The sequence below is a fragment of the Micromonospora desertarenae genome, from assembly GCF_056150265.1.
Genome location: NZ_JAXCFQ010000006.1, coordinates 196,891 through 216,702 on the forward strand (window position 1 = coordinate 196,891; position 19,812 = coordinate 216,702).

General features: G+C 75.0%; 20 protein-coding genes, 1 tRNA gene and 1 pseudogene. 17 read left to right on the forward strand and 5 right to left on the reverse strand.

Going from position 1 to position 19,812, the window contains the following annotated elements:
- The first annotated feature begins 109 nt into the window (after window positions 1-109).
- On the forward strand, window positions 110-1,042 hold the full coding sequence (locus SM577_RS15140) for a Ppx/GppA phosphatase family protein (protein ID WP_474587252.1): 933 nt from the start codon (window positions 110-112) through the stop codon (window positions 1,040-1,042).
- A 3-nt stretch (window positions 1,043-1,045) separates the two neighbouring features.
- On the opposite strand, the gene SM577_RS15145 is transcribed toward SM577_RS15140, so the two are convergent.
- Entirely contained in the window at window positions 1,046-1,672 is a 627-nt protein-coding gene (locus SM577_RS15145) for a LysE family translocator (RefSeq protein WP_302918197.1), read from the reverse strand.
- Between the two features lie 97 nt (window positions 1,673-1,769).
- On the opposite strand from SM577_RS15145, the gene SM577_RS15150 reads away from it, so the two are divergent.
- The 11 genes from SM577_RS15150 to SM577_RS15200 all read left to right on the forward strand — a co-directional run bounded on the left by SM577_RS15150 (window position 1,770) and on the right by SM577_RS15200 (window position 11,347).
- Window positions 1,770-2,102, forward strand: a complete 333-nt coding sequence (locus SM577_RS15150) for a PadR family transcriptional regulator (RefSeq protein WP_091394259.1) — start codon at window positions 1,770-1,772, stop codon at window positions 2,100-2,102.
- Window positions 2,099-3,118, forward strand: a complete 1,020-nt coding sequence (locus tag SM577_RS15155) for an HAAS signaling domain-containing protein (protein WP_474587139.1) — start codon at window positions 2,099-2,101, stop codon at window positions 3,116-3,118. The genes SM577_RS15150 and SM577_RS15155 overlap by 4 nt, the downstream gene beginning before the upstream one ends.
- 163 nt (window positions 3,119-3,281) lie before the next feature.
- Window positions 3,282-3,755, forward strand: coding sequence for an LppU/SCO3897 family protein (locus tag SM577_RS15160; protein ID WP_474587140.1), 474 nt, complete (start codon window positions 3,282-3,284; stop codon window positions 3,753-3,755).
- Window positions 3,756-3,944: 189 nt separating this feature from the next.
- A complete protein-coding gene (locus tag SM577_RS15165; RefSeq protein WP_474581076.1) occupies window positions 3,945-4,631 on the forward strand; it encodes a dienelactone hydrolase family protein in 687 nt (228 codons plus the stop codon).
- 19 nt (window positions 4,632-4,650) lie between these two features.
- Entirely contained in the window at window positions 4,651-5,364 is a 714-nt protein-coding gene (locus SM577_RS15170) for a uracil-DNA glycosylase (protein WP_302918726.1), read from the forward strand.
- A gap of 78 nt (window positions 5,365-5,442) precedes the next feature.
- The gene (locus SM577_RS15175) at window positions 5,443-6,180 is read left to right on the forward strand and encodes a DUF4129 domain-containing protein (protein ID WP_474581075.1); all 738 of its coding nucleotides are present in this window, start codon (window positions 5,443-5,445) and stop codon (window positions 6,178-6,180) included.
- Between the two features lie 55 nt (window positions 6,181-6,235).
- On the forward strand, window positions 6,236-6,823 hold the full coding sequence (locus tag SM577_RS15180; RefSeq protein WP_474587141.1) for a hypothetical protein: 588 nt from the start codon (window positions 6,236-6,238) through the stop codon (window positions 6,821-6,823).
- On the forward strand, window positions 6,823-7,830 hold the full coding sequence (locus tag SM577_RS15185) for an AAA family ATPase (protein ID WP_109900251.1): 1,008 nt from the start codon (window positions 6,823-6,825) through the stop codon (window positions 7,828-7,830). The genes SM577_RS15180 and SM577_RS15185 overlap by 1 nt, the downstream gene beginning before the upstream one ends.
- On the forward strand, window positions 7,830-9,233 hold the full coding sequence (locus SM577_RS15190) for a DUF58 domain-containing protein (RefSeq protein ID WP_474587142.1): 1,404 nt from the start codon (window positions 7,830-7,832) through the stop codon (window positions 9,231-9,233). The genes SM577_RS15185 and SM577_RS15190 overlap by 1 nt, the downstream gene beginning before the upstream one ends.
- Window positions 9,234-9,324: 91 nt before the next feature.
- Window positions 9,325-9,888 carry a hypothetical protein gene (locus tag SM577_RS15195; protein WP_474587143.1) on the forward strand — a complete coding sequence of 188 codons (564 nt, stop codon included), beginning with the start codon at window positions 9,325-9,327 and terminating at the stop codon, window positions 9,886-9,888.
- 127 nt (window positions 9,889-10,015) lie between these two features.
- On the forward strand, window positions 10,016-11,347 hold the full coding sequence (locus tag SM577_RS15200) for an NAD(P)/FAD-dependent oxidoreductase (protein WP_302918188.1): 1,332 nt from the start codon (window positions 10,016-10,018) through the stop codon (window positions 11,345-11,347).
- A gap of 75 nt (window positions 11,348-11,422) precedes the next feature.
- On the opposite strand, the gene SM577_RS15205 is transcribed toward SM577_RS15200, so the two are convergent.
- Window positions 11,423-13,276: a hypothetical protein gene (locus tag SM577_RS15205; RefSeq protein WP_474587144.1), complete on the reverse strand. Its 1,854-nt coding sequence runs from the start codon at window positions 13,274-13,276 to the stop codon at window positions 11,423-11,425.
- Window positions 13,277-13,377: 101 nt separating this feature from the next.
- Between SM577_RS15205 and SM577_RS15210 the strand changes: the two genes are divergently transcribed.
- From SM577_RS15210 to SM577_RS15225, 4 genes are all read left to right on the forward strand, one after another.
- Window positions 13,378-13,458 (forward strand) — tRNA-Leu (locus SM577_RS15210).
- 110 nt (window positions 13,459-13,568) lie between these two features.
- The gene (locus SM577_RS15215; protein ID WP_109900256.1) at window positions 13,569-14,384 is read left to right on the forward strand and encodes a Bax inhibitor-1/YccA family protein; all 816 of its coding nucleotides are present in this window, start codon (window positions 13,569-13,571) and stop codon (window positions 14,382-14,384) included.
- Between the two features lie 236 nt (window positions 14,385-14,620).
- On the forward strand, window positions 14,621-15,379 hold the full coding sequence (locus tag SM577_RS15220) for a Bax inhibitor-1/YccA family protein (RefSeq protein WP_474587145.1): 759 nt from the start codon (window positions 14,621-14,623) through the stop codon (window positions 15,377-15,379).
- Window positions 15,380-15,484: 105 nt separating this feature from the next.
- Window positions 15,485-15,805: a hypothetical protein gene (locus SM577_RS15225; protein ID WP_302918185.1), complete on the forward strand. Its 321-nt coding sequence runs from the start codon at window positions 15,485-15,487 to the stop codon at window positions 15,803-15,805.
- A gap of 31 nt (window positions 15,806-15,836) precedes the next feature.
- On the opposite strand, the gene SM577_RS15230 is transcribed toward SM577_RS15225, so the two are convergent.
- From SM577_RS15230 to SM577_RS15240, 3 genes and pseudogenes are all read right to left on the reverse strand, one after another.
- The gene (locus SM577_RS15230) at window positions 15,837-17,099 is read right to left on the reverse strand and encodes an acetyl-CoA C-acetyltransferase (protein WP_474587146.1); all 1,263 of its coding nucleotides are present in this window, start codon (window positions 17,097-17,099) and stop codon (window positions 15,837-15,839) included.
- A 250-nt stretch (window positions 17,100-17,349) separates the two neighbouring features.
- Entirely contained in the window at window positions 17,350-18,153 is an 804-nt protein-coding gene (locus SM577_RS15235; protein ID WP_302918183.1) for an SGNH/GDSL hydrolase family protein, read from the reverse strand.
- Window positions 18,150-19,273, reverse strand: a pseudogene (locus SM577_RS15240) (SGNH/GDSL hydrolase family protein). The gene SM577_RS15235 and the pseudogene SM577_RS15240 overlap by 4 nt, the downstream one beginning before the upstream one ends.
- A gap of 161 nt (window positions 19,274-19,434) precedes the next feature.
- Here SM577_RS15240 and SM577_RS15245 point away from each other — a divergent pair.
- Entirely contained in the window at window positions 19,435-19,791 is a 357-nt protein-coding gene (locus SM577_RS15245) for a YkvA family protein (RefSeq protein WP_302918182.1), read from the forward strand.
- The last annotated feature ends 21 nt before the right edge of the window (window positions 19,792-19,812 follow it).

A 19,812-nucleotide genomic window follows, 5' to 3' on the forward strand; every position in this document is an offset into this window, starting at 1 on the left:
TGCCTCAGAGGTATCACCCGCCGGGGGAACACCGCTCCCGCCCGCGCCGCGCCGGACCGCCGGGCCGGGGTGGGCGGACTGCCGTAGGGTTGCTGCCGTGACGACGCGCGTGGCCGCCATCGACTGTGGGACGAACTCGATCCGCCTGCTGGTGGCCGACCTGCCCGATCGGGACGCCGGACCGGAGGCGCCGCTGGTCGACCTGAGCCGGCGGATGGAGATCGTCCGGCTCGGCCAGGGCGTCGACAGGACCGGCCGGCTGGCCCCGGAGGCGATCGAGCGGACCCGGGTGGCGCTGGCCTCCTACGCCGCCGACATCGACAAGCTCGGCGCGCAGCGGATCCGGATGTGCGCCACGTCGGCGTCCCGGGACGCCTCCAACGCCGCCGACTTCCGGGAGATGGTCGAGCGGACCCTCGGGGTGGCGCCCGAGGTGGTGACCGGTGACGAGGAGGCGCGGCTCTCCTTCACCGGCGCGGTCCGCGGGCTGCCCGCCGACGCGCGCGAGCCCTTCCTGGTCATCGACATCGGCGGCGGCTCGACCGAGTTCGTGGTGGGCACCCGCACCGGCGGGGTCGAGGCGGCCATCTCGATGGACATCGGCTGCGTCCGGATGACCGAGCGGCACCTGCACGGCGACCCGCCGAGCCTGGCCGAGGTCGCCGCCGCGCAGGCCGACATCGCGGCAGCGGTGGACCGGGCGCTGGAGGTGGTGCCGGGCCGGGAGGCGGCCACCCTGGTCGGGCTCGCCGGGTCGGTCACCACCGTGGTCGCCATCGCCGAAGGGCTCCAGGAGTACGACCCGGGCCGCATCCACCACGCCCGGGTGTCGTACCAGGCGGTGGCGGACGTGACGGCCGACCTGCTCGGCAAGACCCGCGAGCAGCGGCTGGCGATCCCGGTGATGCACCCGGGCCGGGCCGACGTGATCGGCGCCGGCGCCCTGGTGCTCCGGGTCGCCATGGAGCGGGCCGGGATGCCCTCGGTGGTCGCCTCCGAGCACGACATCCTCGACGGCATCGCCTGGAGCCTCCAGCCGTAGCGGTCAGGCGCGTTCGGTGGCCAGGCGGGCGCCGAAGCCGAGCAGGGCGAACCCGGTCAGCCCGTCCAGCCAGCGGCGGACCCGCCGCCGGGAGAGCACCTGCCGGGCCCGGTGCAGGGCGCCGACCAGCACCAGCAGGTACAGCAGCGAGAGCACCGCGTGGCTGAGCGCGAACGCCACCAGCACCGCCAGCGGCGCCGACCCGCCGACGAACTGCGGCAGCACGGCCAGGTAGAAGGCGAGCACCTTCGGGTTGGTGATGTTGGACAGGAAGCCCTGCCGGAAGCCGGCCGCCGCCTGGCCGGGCGGGGCCGCGTCGCCGGCCAGCGGCGGGTAGCGGCCGACCCACGCCGAGCGCCACGCCTGCACGCCGAGGTACGCCAGATACGCCACGCCGGCCCAGCGGATCGCCTCGAACAGCGGCTGGGAGCGGACGACGAGCGCGCCCAGGCCGGCGGCCGCCGCGATGCCCTGCACCGCGTTGGAGCCGGTGACCCCGACGGCGCTCCACACCCCGCGCCGCCGCCCGGAGGCCAGGGTGTTGCGGGTGACCACGGCGAAGTCCGGGCCGGGGATCAGGATCAGCACCAGGGCGAAGACCAGGAACGATCCGTAGCTGCTCCACGACATACCGCCGACCCTAGGCGGGCGGTCGACCGCCGGCCACCGGCGTGGCGAGCTACTATTCCGTTGACGGTACTGCGCATCGCACAGTAGTGTGCCGATCGTGGACACCACACAGCTGCTGAAGGGCGTGCTGGATCTCGCGGTCCTCGCCGTGCTGCGCGAGGAGGACGGCTACGGCTACGACATCCTCCGCCGACTGCGCGAGGCCGGCCTGGAGGAGGTCGGCGACGCCTCCGTCTACGGCACCCTGCGCCGGCTCTTCGCCGCGGGCCTGCTCACCACCTACGTCGTGCCCAGCGAGTCCGGCCCGCACCGCAAGTACTACTCGCTCAACGCCGCCGGCCGGGACCAGCTCACCCGCTCCGGCAAGCTCTGGCGCTCGTTCGCCACCACCATGGACACTCTGCTCGACGATCGGGGGATGGCGGCATGACCGTCACGGAGCAGGAGATCGCGAACTACGTCGGGCGGGTCCGGGCCGCGCTGGCCGACCTGCCGGCGGAGGTCCGCGACGAACTGACCGAGGACCTGCCGGAGCACCTCGCCGAGGTGGCCGCCGAGGCCGACGGCACGCTGGTCGAGCGCCTCGGCGAGCCCGAGGCGTACGCGGCGGAGCTGCGCGCCGCCGCCGGCGCGCCGGCCACCGCCGCCGGGCGGAACCTCGACCAGCGGGTGGCCGCCGCCGTCGGCCGGGCCCGCCGTCAGGCACGCCAGCTGGACACCCAGCTCGGCCCGCTGCTGGGCTACGCGCGGGCGAGCGAGTTCCTGCGGCTGCTCCGGCCGGCCTGGTGGGTGGTGCGCGGCTACCTCGCCGCCATGCTGGTCACCGTGATCACCACGGGCGGCGGCTTCGGCCTGCTGCCGCGCTTCGGCGGCGAACTGGTCGGCGGGCTGGTGATGCTGGTCGCCCTCGTGCTCGCCTCGATCTGGCTCGGCCACCGCTCGACGCGGCTGCGGCGCTGGCCCCGCTGGGCGACGCACGCGGCCAGCGTGGTGCTCGTCGTCTTCGCCCTGGCCGGGCTGGCCAACGCGGAGGACCGGGCGGGCTACCAGGACTACGGCTACGACCCGATCTCGGTGCAGAACCCGTACGAGCGGGTGCGCGACGTCTTCGTCTACGACAGCGAGGGGCGGCTGGTGGAGGACGCCCGCCTGTTCGACCAGAACGGCGCCCCGATCCGGCTGGGCTACCCGGACTGCCCGGACCCGCGCGACCCGAACGGCACCGGCAACCCGCTGCTGCGGACGTACCCCTACTGCCCGGACCAGGCGCCGTTCGCGCCGCGCGCCCCGGCCGCACCGGCGCCGACCGTGCCCCCGCTGGGCACCCCGACGCCGGAGCCCACCGGCACGCCGGAACCCACCGGCGGACCGACCGCCACCGGCACGCCGGGCCCGGGTGCGGCGGTGGCCCCGAGCCCCACCGCCACCCCGAGCGCCACCCGCTGAGCAGCCCGCCCGAGACGCCGGTCACCCACCGTGGAGTGACCGGGGTCTCGACGTGCCGGCCGAAGCTGGGAAATGGCTGAACGGATGAGGTCGGCGGGGCAGCGGGGTCGTCCGGTGATCGTTACGGTGTCGTCTGCTCATCAACCCCTCGGAAGGAAAATCCGTGTCAGAGCAGGTCGCACCGCCCCCCGCCCCGCAGTCCCAGCCGGGCGTCCAGGCGCCGCCCCCGGCGGAGCCGGAGCCGAAGAAGTCCGGCGGCAAGAAGGTGTTCGGCGTCGTGGGCGCGATCGTCGTGTTCCTGGTCATCGCCGGGCTGAAGTTCGGCCTCGGTACGGCCATCGGCAACTTCCTGAACTCCGACGAGACCGCCGAGGCGAAGGCGGGCGACTGCATCGCCGAGCTGCCCGAGATCACCGGCACCGAGGAGGAGGAGGTCGACAACGCCAAGGTCGTCGACTGCACCTCCACCGAGGCGGTGTACAACGTGGTCGGCCGGGTCGACGGCCAGACCGAGGCGCAGGCCAAGACGGGCGAGGCCTGCGAGCAGTACATCAAGGAGGGTGAGGACGGCTACGTCTTCTACAGCATCGAGCCGGGTAAGAAGGGCTACCTGCTCTGCCTGACGAAGAAGGCCTGACCTCCCGTACGACACCCCGACGGCGGCGCGGACACCTCCGCGCCGCCGTCGGCGTACCGGGAGGCGAACGGGAGGTGAATGCCACTGTTCCCGCGTCTTCCCGCCGGTGGTGGGGGCGTGGCAGGCTACCGGCACGTAGGACCACTGGGCGACCAGCCAACGATGACTGACCGCTAGGAGGACGGGCCGATGGGCGAAATGGTGAGCTTCACCAGCAACGGGGGGACGAGCGAGGGGTATCTCGCGATACCCTCCGGCGGTGCGGCGAGCCCCGCGGTCATCGTCATCCAGGACTGGTGGGGGCTGGTGCCCCACGTCCAGGCCGTCGTCGACCGGTTCGCCGAGGCCGGCTTCGTCGCCCTCGCCCCGGATTTCCGGCACGGCGGCCCGGCCAGCAAGCCGGACGAGCCCCGGCAGATGCTGAACGCCCGGCAGATGGACGAGGCGGCGGCGGACATCGCCAGCGCCGCCGACTACCTCGCCGGCCGTCCCGAGGTCACCGGCAAGATCGGGTGCGCCGGCTTCTGCGCCGGTGCGAGCCTGGCCCTCTGGGCGGCCACCCGCTCCGAACGGATCGTCGCCACCGCCGCCTTCTACCCCCGGCTGCCGTGGGACGGGATGCGCGCCGAGTGGGCCGACTACGCCGGCAAGGCCGCGCACATCCACTGCTCGGAGGCGGACGGCACCTCCGCCGCCGACGGCGTACAGACCGTCCGGCGGGCCATCGAGACCGCCGGCGGCAGCTGCCAGACCTACGACTACCCGGGCACCGCGCACGCCTTCTTCAACGAGGACCGGCCGGAGAACTTCGACCAGCGGGCCGCCGCCACGGCCTGGGCCCGTACCCTCGAACTCTTCCGGGCCAAGCTTGGCTGAGCCGCGTACGCCCGCCGAGGTGGTCGCCCGCGCCGCGCGGGCGACCGACCTGGCCGACCTCGACGGCGCGGTCAGCGACTGCTTCGCCTGCCCGCGGCTGGTCGACTGGCGCGAGGAGGTGGCCCGGACCCGCCGGGCGGCCTTCCGCGACCAGGAGTACTGGGGCCGGCCGGTGCCCGGCTTCGGCCCGCCGGACGCGCGCATCGCCATCCTCGGCCTGGCCCCCGCCGCGCACGGCGGCAACCGGACCGGGCGGATCTTCACCGGCGACCGCTCCGGCGACGTGCTCTTCGCCGCGCTGCACCGGGCCGGCCTGGCCAACCAGCCGACCAGCGTCTCCGCCGACGACGGCCTCACCCTGCGGGACATCCGGATCTTCTCGGCGGTGCGCTGCGCGCCGCCGGACAACAAGCCCACCCCGCAGGAGCGGGACACCTGCGCGCCGTGGCTGCACCGCGAGGTCGCGCTGATCCGTCCCACCCTGCGTGTCGTGGTCGCGCTGGGCGCGTTCGCCTGGGCCGCGTGGTGGCCGGTGCTGCGCGAGACGTACGGCCAGCGCCCGCCCAGCCCGCGACCGGCGTTCGCCCATGGGGCACACTGGTCCGGCACGGCCGCCCCGGACCTGCTCGGCTGCTACCACGTCAGCCAGCAGAACACCTTCACGGGACGGCTGACACCAGGGATGCTGGACGATGTGTTCGCCCGGGCGAAGCGGTTGGCCGGGGTGGACTGAAACGGCGGGGCGGTGGCGATGACGGACGGAACTCACCGACCGTTGTGGTGTGCCCCGGTGCTCCGGAGGTAGTCCCGGATGGATCTCAGCGTGTTGCGCAGGTGGTGGCCGGTGGCGGCGGTGGCCGCCCTGCTCGCCCTCGCCGCGCTCGCGGCCGCGCACTCGTCGATCGGCGCGAGCCGGATCCCGCCCGCCGCCGACAACGTGCCCTACGTCCCGGACTACCCGTCGGTGGAGCCGCCACCGTCGATACCGGTCGAGCCACGCGACGCGGGGGAGGCCACCAGGGCGCAGCTCCCACAGTGGCTGGGCACCGCGGCGATCGTGCTGCTCGGGCTGGCCGCGCTGGTCGCCTTCGGCTACCTGGTGTGGACCCTGGTCCGGGGCGCGATCCGCCGGACCACCCGGGCATTGCCGGTGCAGCCGGCCCGGCGTACCGCCGAGGGCACCGCCCGCGAGGTGGTCGCCGCCCTCGACGCGGGCCTGGTCGAGCTGGACGACCGGGACACCGACCCGCGGACCGCGGTGATCGCCTGCTGGGTCCGGCTGGAGGAGGCGGCCGCCGCGGCCGGCGTCCCCCGGCTGCCCGGGGACACGCCGACCGACCTGGTCACCCGCCTGCTGCGCGGCGACCCGGCCGCCGGCGTGCCGGCGATCGTCAGCGCCGACGTGCTGGCCGAGTTCGCCCACGTCTACCGGGAGGCGCGGTACGCCACCCACCCGGTCGACGAACACACCCGGGACCAGGCCCGCGCCGCGCTGCGCCGGCTCCGTGGCGAACTCACCGCGGTGGTCGCGGCGGAGCCGGCGCCGTGAGCGCGAGGAGTGAGCCGGGTTTGCGAGCCCCGCAGTCGCGAGCCGAGGGGGCGCCGTGAGCAGTACCAGCATCGACGACCTGCTCAGCTTCGAGGAGGAGCGGCCCCGGGGCGACGGGCGGGACCGGGGCGGCCGGGTCGGGCAGGTGCTGCGCGCCCTGGCCGGCATGGCGGCCCTGGTGGTCGTGCTGGTCGCCGGGCTGCGCGTGGTCGGCCTGCGGGTCTCCCTGCTGATCCTGATCGCCGGGGTGGTCGCGCTCTTCGCGGTGCGCCGGATCGTCGCCGCGCTCACGCCCCCGCCGCCGCAGCCGGGGGCGGGGCCCCGGAGCTCGATCGGCGTGGACGAGGGCACCTGGAACTGGGGCGCCCGGGACGCGCTGCGCACCGCGATCAACGGTTGGGAGGTCCCGCTGGACTGGTCCGCCACCCGACCGGAACGGTTCACCACCGTGGTCCTGCCCCGCCTCGGTGAACTGGCCGACGAGCGGCTGCGCCAGCGGCACGGCGTGACCCGCGAGTCTGATCCGGCCCGGGCCCGTGCCCTGCTGGGCGAGCGGCTGTGGACCTTCCTGGAGACCCCGCCCCGCCGTACCCCGTCGCCGCGCGACCTCGCGGTGATCGTCGCCGAACTGGAGAAACTGTGATGAACGACGTCGACCGGACGATCCCCGCCACCGAGGTCGGCCACCTCGCCCGGGCGGTGCTGGACGCGGTCGGCCAGGTCGTGGTCGGCAAGCGGGAGGCGCTGGAGCTGGTCCTCGCCGGGATCCTGGCCGGCGGCCACGTGCTGCTGGAGGACCTGCCCGGGCTGGGCAAGACGCTGACCGCCCGCTCCTTCGCCCAGGCGCTCGGGCTGGACTTCCGCCGGCTCCAGTTCACCCCCGACCTGCTGCCCGCCGACGTCACCGGCTCCTTCCTCTACGACCAGCGCAGCGGTGACTTCGCCTTCCGGGCCGGCCCGGTCTTCACCAACCTGCTGCTCGCCGACGAGATCAACCGGACCCCGCCGAAGACCCAGTCGGCGCTGCTGGAGGCGATGCAGGAGAAGCAGGTCTCGGTGGAGGGCGTGACGTACCGGCTGGACGAGCCGTTCCACGTGCTGGCCACCGCCAACCCGATCGAGTACGAGGGCACCTACCCGCTGCCCGAGGCGCAGCTCGACCGGTTCCTGCTGCGGGTGTCGTTCGGCTACCCGGAGCACGAGGAGGAGTGGGAGGTGCTGCGCCGGCGGATGGCCCGCCGCCGCGAGGAGGCCGAGATCAAGCCGGTGGTCGACGCCGCCACGCTGCGCGCCATGCAGGCCGCGCTGGAGGACGTGGTGGTGGAGGACTCCGTCGGCCGCTACATCGTGGCGCTGACCGCGGCCACCCGCGAGCACCCGTCGGTGCTGGTCGGCGCGTCCCCGCGCGGGTCGCTGGCGCTGCTGCTGCTGGCCCGGGTGCGGGCGGTCCTGGCCGGCCGGGACTACGTGGTGCCGGAGGACGTCAAGGAAGTGGCGGTGCCGGCGCTAGCGCACCGGATCACGCTGCGCCCGGAGATGTGGCTGCGCCGGGTCGATCCGTCCTTCGTGGTGGGTGAGGTGCTCTCCGGCACCCCGGCCCCGGCCAGCGGCGCGCTGCCCAGCTACGCCGCCGGCCGGCCCGGGCGCTGATGGCCGGGTCCACGGTGCCGCGGGTCCACGCGGGCGAGCCGGAACCGTCGCCCGGCTGGGTGCCCACCTGGGCGCTCGGCCGGGCGGTGCTGCTGACCGGCCTGCTGCTGATCGCGGCGGTGCTGCTCGGCCGGGTCGACCTGATCGTGCTGGCCGCGCCGATCGCGCTCGGCACGGCGTACGCGCTGCGCCGCCGGCCGACCGCGCTGCCCCAGGTCTGGATCGCCGGCGGCGACGACCACCTGGTCGAGGGGGGCGAGGTCACCGGCACGGTCACCGTCGGCAACCCGGACACCGTCGACTACGACGTGGCGGTGGTCCGCAGCCGGGTCTCGCCCTGGCTGCGGATCGAGCGGGCCAGCATCGCCGGCGCCGCGATCGCCACCGCCCCCGGCCCGGGTGCCCCGGCCGTTGCCGACCGCCCGTTCGTCACCGCGCTCGCCACCGCCACCGCTGCGGACCTGGAACTCGCCGGCACCGCGCGGCGCTGGGGGCGGCACGCGATCGGCCCGGCCGGTGCGCGGGTCGCCGCCGCGCAGGGCCTGCTCGTCTCCCGCGCGGTGATCACCGAACCGGTCCGCACCCGGGTCTACCCGAAGACCGAACCGTTCGAGGCGGTGGAGGCGATGCCCCGGGCCGCCGGCCTGGTCGGCGCCCACCACTCGCGCCGCCCCGGCGAGGGCGGCGAGCTGGCCGGGGTGCGCGTCTTCGCGCCCGGTGACCGGCTGCGCCGGATCGACTGGCGGGTCTCGCTGCGGGCCCGGCAACTGCACGTGGCGGCCACCCTGTCCGACCGGGACGCGGAGGTGGTGGTCCTGCTCGACGTGCTGGCCGAGGCGGGCCGCTCCGGTGGCGTCGGCGGCGCCGCCTCGGTGCTGGACACCACGGTCCGGGCCGCGGCCGCGATCGCCGAGCACTACCTGCACCGGGGCGACCGGGTCTCGCTGCTGGAGTACGGCCCGAGCGCCCGCCGGCTGCGCCCGGCCACCGGTCGCCGGCAGTACCTGACGGTGCTGGAGTGGCTGCTCGACGTGCGGCCGGAGCACTCCCCGCACGAACCCTACGACCAGGTGTTCGGGCCGCAGCTGCTGGCCGCGGACGCCCTGGTGGTGGTGCTCACCCCGCTGCTGGACGAACGGTCGGCGCAGATGCTGGCCCGGCTGGCCCGCTCCGGGCGGTTCGTGGTCGCGGTGGACACCCTGCCGGCCGAGCTGCCGGTGCCGAAGGACCGCGGTTGGGCGGAGGTGGCGTACCGGCTGTGGCGGCTGGACCGGGACACGATGATCGGTCAACTGCGCGAGCACGGCGTGCCGGTGGTGGGCTGGGCCGGCGCGGGCAGCCTGGACCAGGTGCTGCGCGACGTGGCCCGGCTGGCCACGGCCCCCCGGGTGGGTGCCCGGTGAGCGCGAGGAGTGAGCCGGGTTTGCGAGCCCCGCGGTCGCGAACGAAGGTGACCGGGGGGCGGCCGGCGGGGGCGGACGGGAGCGGGCGGGAATGATCGACGCGGTCACCGAACGGGTCCAGGCGGTCCGGCACGCGGCCGGCCGGGTCAGCCTCGTGCCGCTGCTGGTCCGCGCCGGCATCTTCCTCACCGCGCTGGTCGGCTTCGTGCTGGCGTACCCGGCCCAGGTGCTGTCCGGGCGGCCGCTCGGGGCACTGGTCCTGGCGGCGCTGCTGCCCGCGGTCGGGCCGCGCCGGGTCTGGCCGACCTTCGCGGCGCTGGTCACCGTCGGCGGGTGGCTGCTGGCCACCGACGGCTACGGCCGGCCGATAGCGCTCTGGCGGCTGCTCGCGGTCGCGGCGGTGCTCTACCTCACGCACACCCTCTGCGCGCTGGCCGCGGTGTTGCCCTACGACGCGGTGGTCGACCCGGACGTGCTGGTCCGCTGGCTGACCCGGGCCGGCGTGGTGGTGCTCGCCGCCGCGGTGCTCGGGGTGCTGCTGGTGGAGGTCGCCGGTGCGGGAGGCGACGGCGGATTCCAGCTGGTGACCGTGGCCGGTCTGCTGGTCGCCGCCGGGCTGACCGGGTTGCTGGGGTGGCTGCTGCGGCGCAGGTGACGCCCGGGGCGAGCCCGGCGGCGACACCCCAGCCGACCCACGTTGCGCAGGTCACAGGGGTTGTGCTCGGTCACAGAAGGGGGGCGCGAACGGGATTAGCCGAGCCGCGCGGGGAAAGATAGATGACGTGAATCCGAAGCGGATCCTTGTGGTGGGTGCCGGGCACGTCGGTCTCTACGCGGCCCTGCGCCTGTCGAAGAAGCTCAGCTCCCGTGAGGCTGAGGTCATCGTGGTGGACCCGCAGCCCCACATGACCTACCAGCCGTTCCTGCCCGAGGCGGCGGCCGGCAACATCTCCCCCCGGCACTCCGTGGTGCCGCTGCGACGGGAGTTGCGCCGGTGCAAGGTGGTGGCGGGCGCGGTGACGCGGATCGACCACGACCGCAGGACCGCCGTGGTGCAGCCGATCAGCGGCCCGACCCGGGAGATCCGGTACGACCACGTGGTGGTGGCGCCCGGTTCGGTCTCCCGGACCCTGCCGATCCCCGGTCTGCACGAGCACGGCATCGGGTTCAAGACCATCGGCGAGGCGATCTACCTGCGCAACCACGTGCTGGACCGGCTCGACGTGGCGGCCGCCACGCCCGACCCGGAGGTCCGCCGCAGCGCGCTGACCTTCGTCTTCGTCGGCGGCGGGTACGCCGGCATCGAGGCGCTCGCCGAGATGGAGGACATGGCCCGTGACGCGCTGCGCTACTACCCGGAGCTGAAGCCGACGGACATGCGCTGGGTGCTGGTCGAGGCCACCCAGCGGGTGCTGCCCGAGGTCGACCGGGACATGGGCGCCTACACCGTCCAGCAGCTGCTCAAGCGGGACATGGACATCCGGCTGGACACCCGGCTGGAGTCCTGCGTCGACGGGGTGGTCAAGCTCTCGGACGGCGACAGCTTCAAGGCCGACACCATCGTCTGGACGGCCGGCGTCAAGCCGTCGCCGCTGCTGGACGCGACCGACTTCCCGCGCGACGAGCGGCGCCGGGTCACCTGCCTGCCGACCCTCCAGGTGGTCGACGGCGGCCGGGTGGTCGAGGGGGCGTGGAGCGCCGGCGACTGCGCGGCCGTGCCCGACCTGACCGGCCCGCCCGGGGCGTACTGCTCGCCGAGCGCCCAGCACGCGGTGCGCCAGGCCGCCCGGATGGCCGACAACATCGTCAACGTCATCCGCGGCCGGGAGCCGGTGGAGTACAAGCACAAGCACGCCGGCAGCGTGGCCAGCCTCGGCCTGCACAAGGGCGTCGCCCAGGTGTACGGGGTCAAGATGAAGGGCTGGCCGGCCTGGTTCATGCACCGGACGTACCACATGAGCCGGATCCCCTCGTTCAACCGCAAGGTCCGGGTGGTGGTCGACTGGACGCTGGCGTTCTTCCTCAAGCGCGAGGTGGTCGCCCTCGGCCAGCTGCACGACCCGCGCGAGGAGTTCGCCGAGGCGTCCCAGCCGGTCGGCGCCGCGCGCGGCTGACCCACGCACGTCGACGAACGCCCCTCCGCCCGGAGGGGCGTTCGCCGTCTCCGCGCCCGGCCGTGCCGCCCGCGCTCAGACCCGCCAGATCCAGGCGTCGGCGACCCGGGTGCCCGGGCCGTAGAGCTGCTCCAGGGTGCCGCGCAGGCTCTCCGCGTGCGGGGTGTCCACCGCCAGGGCCACGCACGACGCGCCCCAGAAGTCGGCGTCCCTCGCCGCCTGCTGGCGCTGCTCGTCGCCGATGGCCGGTTGCAGGCCGCGCCTGGCGACCTCGGCCAGCAGCGCCGAGGTGGGCTGCTTGAAGGTGCCCATCGCGGCGGTGCCGTCCCGGCCGTACGGGCCGATGAAGAAGCCCTCCGGGATGCCGAAGGCGGCGTCGGCGGCGGCCGCCCAGCGCATCGGCCAGGGATCCCTCGGCGTGGGCAGTGGCACCGGGACCAGCACCCCGCCCGGCTTCACGCACTGCCGCCAGTGGCCCCCGGTGATGAACTCCGGCACCGGCGGGCGGTCGGCGGTGGGCAGCGGCGTCGGCGCCAGCGGCAGCAGCGCCGCGCCGACCAGCGCCGGCACCAGCCGGCGGACCCGGCCGGTGTCGCGCAGCGCCCGGTCCACCGCCAGCACCAGCAGGGTGGCGGTCAGCGGCAGTACGGCGAGGGCGAACCGCATCGGCAGCGCGCCGTCCACCACCGGCAGCCCGGCGATCAGGGCGTACGGGCCGGGCACCGCTGTGCGGTCGCCGTCGAGCACCAGCCGGGGACCGAGCGAGAGCGCCCCCATCGCGAGCGCGCCGGCCACGCAGGCGACGACCAGCGGGCGGCGGCCCAGCCAGAGCGCGCAGCCGGCGGTGACCGCCAGCAGCGGCCAGCCGAGGAAGGTGTTGTACTCGGCCGGGCCGGTGGTGAGCCGGGCCGCCTCGGCGCCGCCGGCCACCGACAGGGGGGAGATCGACCACCAGCTGCGCAGGTCCGCCGAGAAGTAGTCCGGGCTGAACATCCCGTCGGCGACGCCCTGCGGACCGGCGAACTGGAACCACAGCGGCCCGGCGAGCACGAGCAGGGCCAGCCCGGTGGCGAGCAGCATGCCGCCGGCGAAGCCGGGCAGCGCGCGCCGGGCCAGGTCCCGGTCCACCACCGCGTAGCTGACCGCCATGACCAGCAGCGTGACGGCGCTGAGGAAGAGCACCTCCTCGCCGACGAAGACCTGCGCGGTCACCGCGGCGGCGAGGCCGATGGCCGAGGTGGTCAGCCGGCGCCGGTCCGGCCCGGTGCGTCCCGTGCCGTCGGCGCCGGGCGCGGCCGGGCCCGGATCGGCGGCGCGCAGCATCCGGACCACCAGCCAGACGATCACCGGGACCAGCCACTGGGCGGTCATGTGCAGGTGGCTGTTGGTCTGCGAGACCATCCCCGGGCCGAAGCCGCAGAGCGCGGCGCCCAGCCCGGCGGCGAGCCGGCGGGCCCGCAGGGTCCGGGTGAACAGCAGGTACCAGGCGATCGCGGTGCCGGCCAGGTTCGCCGCCGCCAGCAGGGCGAAGGTGACCGGCGCGCCGAGCAGCAGGGTGACCGGGGCGAGCAGCACGCCGAGCGCGATGACCGAGGTGTTGGTCATCAGGTTCACCCCGTCCGGCGCGTTGAGCCGGTCGCTGAGCAGGCCGAAGTCGCCCAGCAGGGCCCGCGAGTCCATCGCGAGGAACCACTCGTAGAGGGTCTGGTCCGCCGGGTTGAGCGCCAGCGTCCGGCCGGCCGGGTCGGGCCACAGGCCGTGGGTGAGCCAACCGGCGAGCGCCACGAAGAGCAGCCCGACGAGCAGGTCCGTACGCTGCCGCCGGGCGGCCGCCAGCAGCCGGGCCAGCCGGGCCCCGAGCGCCCTTTCGGTGGGGTGGACAGCCTGTTCAGGGACGGCGTCGGGGGCCGTGGGCGCTGCGCTGCTCACGGTCTCGACCCTAGTGTGGGCCGGGCGACGGGGTACGCCGGGTCGCCGACGACCCGCTACCGTGACACTGCACCGCGCGTGTCGACGCGCCGGTGTCCCTCGCCCGGGTGGTGGAACGGCAGACACGGCCGCCTTAAAAGCGGCTGCCGCAAGGCGTGCGGGTTCGACCCCCGCCCCGGGCACCGACACTTTCAGCTTCCCTTCAGGTCGCTGATCTCCACGGGACCGGCCGGGCCGTTTACTCTTGACGGTGCACGTTCACGTGCATCAACCCCCTGAGGGAGGCCTGACAGTGAAGACTTCGAACCCGGTGCTCGCCCGGCTCGGCCAGGCGGCCGAGCGGGAGCGCTCCGCCGGGTACGCCCCGACCGGGCCGTACGGACAGCCCGGCTACCCCCAGCAGTACCCGACGGAGGCGGGCTACCCGGTTGCGCCGCCGACCGTCGCCCCCATGACGCTCGACGACGTCGTGGTGAAGACCGTCACGCTCCTGGGCATCCTCGGCGTCTCCGCCGCGGCCGCCTGGGTGCTGGTGCCCGACGCCCTGGTCGGCGTCGCCTGGATGGGCGCCGCGATCGTCGGTCTGGTGCTCGGCCTGATCATCTCGTTCTCCCGGATGGCGAACCCGGCGCTGGTCGTCACGTACGCCGTCGTCGAGGGCGTCTTCGTCGGCATGGTCAGCAAGGCCTTCGACTCGCTCTACGACGGCATCGTGCTCCAGGCCGTGGTGGCCACCTTCGGTGTCTTCTTCCTGATGGCCATGCTCTACAAGGCGAAGGTCATCCGGGCGACCCCGAAGTTCGTCAAGGGCATGATCGCCGTCATGGCCGGCCTCTTCGCGGTCATGCTGATCAACCTGGTGTTCGCGCTCTTCGGCGTCAACACCGGCCTGCGCGACGGCAGCCCGCTGGCCATCGGCTTCAGCCTGGTCTGCATCGTGGTCGCCTCGCTGAGCTTCGTGCTCAGCTTCAAGGAGGTCGAGGACGGCGTCCGGATGGGCCTGCCGCAGCGCTACTCCTGGGTGGCCGCCTTCGGCATCCTGGTCAGCCTGGTCTGGCTCTACCTCGAGGTGCTCCGCCTGCTGAGCTACTTCCAGGGCGACGACTGACCCCGCCCGCAGCCGACCGGCGCCCGTCCCCGCACCGCGGTGGCGGGCGCCGTCGCTTTCCGCCGCCGCGCGCGCCGGGCCGCGGCGTCGTTTCCCGGCCCGGCTGCCGCCCGCGCCGGGCTGCGGCGTCGTTTCCCGGCCCGGCTGCCGCCCGCGCCGGGCCGCGGCGTTTGCCCGTCGCCGCCGGGCCGGCCGGGGCAGAGTGACAGCGAGGGGTACGCGGCGGAGGAGGCGACGTGCGCAGCAGCAACCCGGTGCTGACCCGGCTGGACGAGACCAGCCGGGTGCAGCGGCGGGTGCTCGGTATCGGCGGTGCGGAGGCGATGACCGTCGACGACGTGGTGGTCCGCACGGTCGGGCTGCTGCTGCTCACCGGGGTCACCGCCGCGGCCGCCTGGGTGGTGGTGCCGCAGGCGGTCTGGGTGCCCGCCGCGCTGGCCGGCACCGCGCTGGCCGGGGTGGTGCTCGCCGTGGTGATCTCCTGGCGGGGCATCACGAATCCGGTGCCGATCGTCGGCTACGCCCTGCTCCAGGGGCTGCTGCTGGGGGTGGCCAGCCGGGCGTTCGAGATGGTCTACCCGGGCATCGTGGTGCAGGCGGTGGCCGGCACCTTCGGCGTCTTCCTCGGCATGGCGCTGCTCTACCGGGCCCGGCTGGTCCGGGCCACGCCGCTGCTGGCCCGGCTGGTGGTCGGCACGCTGCTCGGCATCGTCGCGATCAGCCTGGTCAACCTGGTCGTCTACCTGGTCACCGGCCGGCAGGGGCTGGAAATCTACAGCCTCACCGGCGAGGTCGGCTGGCCCGCGTACGCGTTCTCGGTGGTCGCGATCATCGCGGGCGCGCTCAGCTTCGTCCTCGACTTCGACCTGGTCGAGCGGTCGGTCCGGGCCGCCCTGCCCCGCCGGTACGCCTGGCTCTGCGCCTTCGGCGTGCTGGTCGGCCTGATCTTCCTCTACTGGCAGATCCTCCGCCTCCTCTCCTACCTCCGCCGCTAACCCCCACCCCGGATCCCCGTTGATCATGAGGTTGGCGGCGAAGTGGATCGCGGTTGCCGCCGCCAACCTCATGATCAACAGGAGGGGGGGTCGTAGGGTGGGCGGGTGAGTGGGACGGAGTTGGGGCGGGCGGTGGAGTTGCTGGTGCGGCAGGTGGGGCACTGGGAGCAGCCGCGGTGGGCGGCCGCCGCGGCGGGCGGCAACGCGGCGCGGGGGGACCTGGTGCACCGGCTGGTGCAGGAGGTGGCCAACCTGGCCGCCGACGCCGAGGGGCAACCCCGCCGTACGGTGCCCCGGCTCGACAACGACCTCGCCCTGCCCGACCAGCTCCGGGTGGTCGCCGCCGACCTGGTCGCCGCCGGCCCGCCACCCGAGGTGCTGGCGCGGGCCGCCGCCGAGGTGACGGCGACCCGCGGCGCGCTCTGACCCCGGGCCCTTGCCGGCACCGGGCGCTGGCTCAGCTGAGGCGTTCGAGGACCATGGCCATGCCCTGGCCGCCGCCGACGCACATCGTCTCCAGGCCGATGCTCTTGTCGTGCCACTCCAGGGCGTTGAGCAGGGTGCCGGTGATCCGGGCGCCGGTCATGCCGAACGGGTGCCCCACGGCGATGGCGCCGCCGGCCACGTTCAGCTTCTCCAGCGGGATGCCGAGCTGGCGGTAGGAGGGGATCACCTGGGCCGCGAACGCCTCGTTGATCTCCACCAGGTCGACGTCGTCGATGGTCATGCCGGCCCGCTTCAGCGCCTGCTTGGACGCCTCGACCGGGCCGAGGCCCATGATCTCCGGGGAGAGCGCGGTGACGCCGGTGGAGACGATCCGGGCCAGCGGGGTGAGCCCCAGGTCCCGGGCCCGCTGGGCGCTCATCACCACCACGGCGGCGGCGCCGTCGTTGAGCGGGCAGCAGTTGCCGGCGGTGATCCGGCCGTCCGGGCGGAACACCGGCTTCAGCCCGGCGACACCCTCCAGGGTGACCCCGGGACGCGGGCCGTCGTCGGTGCTGACCACGGTGCCGTCCGGAGTGGTGACCGGGGTGATCTCCCGGGCCCAGAAGCCGTCGGCGATCGCCTTCTCGGCCAGGTTCTGGCTGCGTACGCCGAACTCGTCCATGTCGGCGCGGGTCACGTCGTAGACCTGGGCCAGGTTCTCGGCGGTCTGCCCCATGGCGAGGTAGATGTCCGGCAGCTCGCCGGCCTCGCGCGGGTCGGTCCAGACGGGGGCGCCGGCCTCGGCGCGCGCCTTGGACCGCTGCCGCGCCTCGGCGAACCGCGGGTTCTCCCAGCCGCCGCCCACCAGCGCCTGCGCCTCCGGCGGCAGGGCGTCGGAGTTGCCGCGCGCGTAGCGGGAGACGCACTCGACGCCGGCGGAGATGAAGACGTCGCCCTCGCGGGCCCGGATCGCGTGCATCGCCATCCGGGTGGTCTGCAACGACGAGGCGCAGTAGCGGGTGACGGTGGCGCCCGGCAGGCCGTCCAGGCCCATCAGGGTGGCCACCACGCGGGCCATGTTGAAGCCCTGCTCGCCGCCGGGCAGGCCGCATCCGAGGTAGAGGTCGTCGATCTCGGTCGGGTCGAGCGCCGGGATCTTGTCGAGCGCGGCCTGGACGATGGTCGCGGCGAGGTCGTCCGGGCGGACCTCGCGCAGGGACCCCTTGTGCGCCCGGCCGATGGGGGAGCGGGCGGTGGCGACGATGACAGCGTCGCGGGACGACTCAGTCGGCATGAACCAACGTTAACCCCCGGGTAACTTGGCACGGAAGCCGCGCACCCGGCGGGAAATGTCACCCCGGGAACCGGTCGCCGCCCGCCGGCCGCCGGATGATCGCGCTCGATCCCGGATGTGGTGGCCACCGGGGCGCTCGGAGGCCACTACATCCAGGATCGAGCACGATCTCGCTGGGCCCGGCCCCGGGCCAGGGGCGCCGACCGCCGGGCCAGGGCGTCGGGCGGTCGCGCCCCGGCGGGGGCGCGGGTCAGTGGCGGGAGGCGACGGCCGCCGCGGCGGCCACGGCGGGCAGCAGGGCGTGCGCCCAGACCCGGTAGCCGTCGGCGGAGGGGTGGAAGCCGTCGTGGCAGAGGGTGCCCGCGTCGGCCCGGAACACCGGCCCGGTCTCGGTGCCGAGGTCGACCACCGTGCCGCCGGCGTCGAGCACCGCGGCGGTCTGGGCGCGGGCGATGCGCCGCCCGGACCAGCCGACGAGCTGCCGCAGCGGGGGCGCGATCGCGCGTACCGCACCGAGGTCGGGGCAGGTGCCGACGACGACCTCCACCCGGGCCTCGCGCAGCCGGTGCACCGCCGCACCGAGGTACGCGGCGGCGTCGGCCGGGCGGCGCAGGCTGGTGGCGTCGTTGGCGCCGATCAGGATCACCGCCACGTCGGGCCGCTCGCCGAGCAGCGCCCGCGCCACCTGGGTGGCCAGGTCGGTGGCCCGGGAGCCGGAGACGCCGACGCTGGACAGGTGCACCTGCCGCCCGGACGGGCCCTCGGCGAGCAGGTTGGCCAGCTGGCCGCCGATCGTGTCGTCGAGGCGGGCGACCCCGACCCCGAGGGCGGACGAGTCGCCGAGCAGCACCAGCCGCAGCGGCGGCGCGCCCGTGCGGCCGACCGTGGCGCGCAGCGCGAGCCCCAGCTCGGGCTGGGCGTACTGGCGGTGGCGGGCGAGGAAGGCCTGGCCGGCGAGGACGGCCGCGCCGCCCACCGTGCCGGCGACCAGGGAGAGCGCCGCCGCCCGGCCCAGCCGGCGGGCGAGCCCCGAGGTGATCATCTGCTCGCTCATGACGGCACTCCGCTGCGCTGCGTGCCGCCACGAGGCACCGTCGCGCTGAGCCTGATGAATCGCTCGCTCATGCCAGTCCCTCCACTGTGGGTGAGTCGGTGGCGCGACCCGGTTGCGGCACGGCACCGGCACCGAAGAACGCCCGCCGGCGCAGCTGCGCCCAGCGGCCGGCGGGACCGCGGTCGCGGCCCCGGACCTGGGTGCCGCTGACCTCGGTGCCGGCGTGCCGGGCCGCCTCCTGCGCGGCCTCCGGCAGCGACCGTACGCCTTCTCCGCGCACCGGCGCGGGGCGGCGTTCCGGCCCGGCGCCCAGCGCGGAGAGGACGGTGGGCAGCAGCGCGGCGGCGGCCACCGCGTAGCCCTCGGCGGACGGGTGGAAGCGGTCCCAGGCGAACATCCGGGTGGGCTCGGCCGCGAACCGGGGGCCGAGCAGGTCGCCGAGGGAGACCGTCCAACCGCCCGCCTCGACCACGGCCACCGTCTGCGCGGCGGCGAGCTGGCGACTCCAGCGCCGGGCCAGCCAGCGCAGCGGCGGCTGGATCGGCCGGATGGCGCCCAGGTCGGGGCAGGTGCCGACGACCACCTCGCAGCCGGCGGCGCGCAGCGCCCGGACCGCCTCGACCAGGTAGCGCACGGCCAGCCCGAGCGGGGTGCGGTTGGTGACGTCGTTGCCGCCGATCAGGATCACCGCGATGTCGGGCCGGCACTCCAGCGCCGCCTCGACTTGGTGCCGGAGCCCGGCGGAGATGGCGCCGACCACGGCGAACCGGTGCAGCCGCACCGGCCGCTGCAACCGGCGGGACAGGCCGGTGGCGAGCAGCGCGCCCGGGGTCTCCCGCCGACGGTGCACCCCGTAGCCGGCCGCCGAGGAGTCGCCGAGGATGACCATGGTGACCGGCGGGCCGGGCAGCTTGGCGCCGTAGACCCCGTCGCAGCGCGGGGGCGGTGCCTCGGCCATCGGGATGGTGCGCCGGGCCTGCCGGGCCTGGCCGAGCAGCACGCCGGTGGTCGCCGCCGCGGCCGCCACGGTCGCGCCCGTGCCGATCGCCGCCAAACGGGCGACCCGCCGGGCGCGCTGCCAGCCCGGACCAACCGGTACGACGGAACCCGCGACCCCCATGAGGCGACATTATCGCGCCGGCACGACAGGACGCTGTCGTCGTGCCGGCGGGCGGGGTGCCGGGAACACGACGGCTGGGTACCGGTACGGGTGCCGGCCGGAGCGGCCGGCGCGGGGTTGCGCGGGCGCGGCACCCTGGCACCCGGAGAGGGGCGGAAGAGATGGCGAAGACGTTGAAGCGGAGCGCGGCGTTCACCGCGCTGGCCCGGGCGCTGATGGCCGGCGCGCGGGGCGGCCCGTCGCTCGGGGCGCGGCTGGCGGCGCTGCCCCGGATGATCCGGGCCACCGCCCGCGGCGAGTACGACGGTGGGCTCCGGCTGGCCCTGATGACCGCGGCGACGGCGTACATCGTCTCGCCGATCGACCTGCTCCCGGAGATCCCGCTGGCGATCTTCGGCCTGGCCGACGACGCGGTCATGGTCACCTGGCTGGCCGGCAGCGTGCTCGCCGAGACCGAGCGCTTCCTGGAGTGGGAGGAGCGTCGCCGGTCGGTGATCCCCGGGCACGTGGTGCCCTGACCCGACGTACCCTGGGCGCGG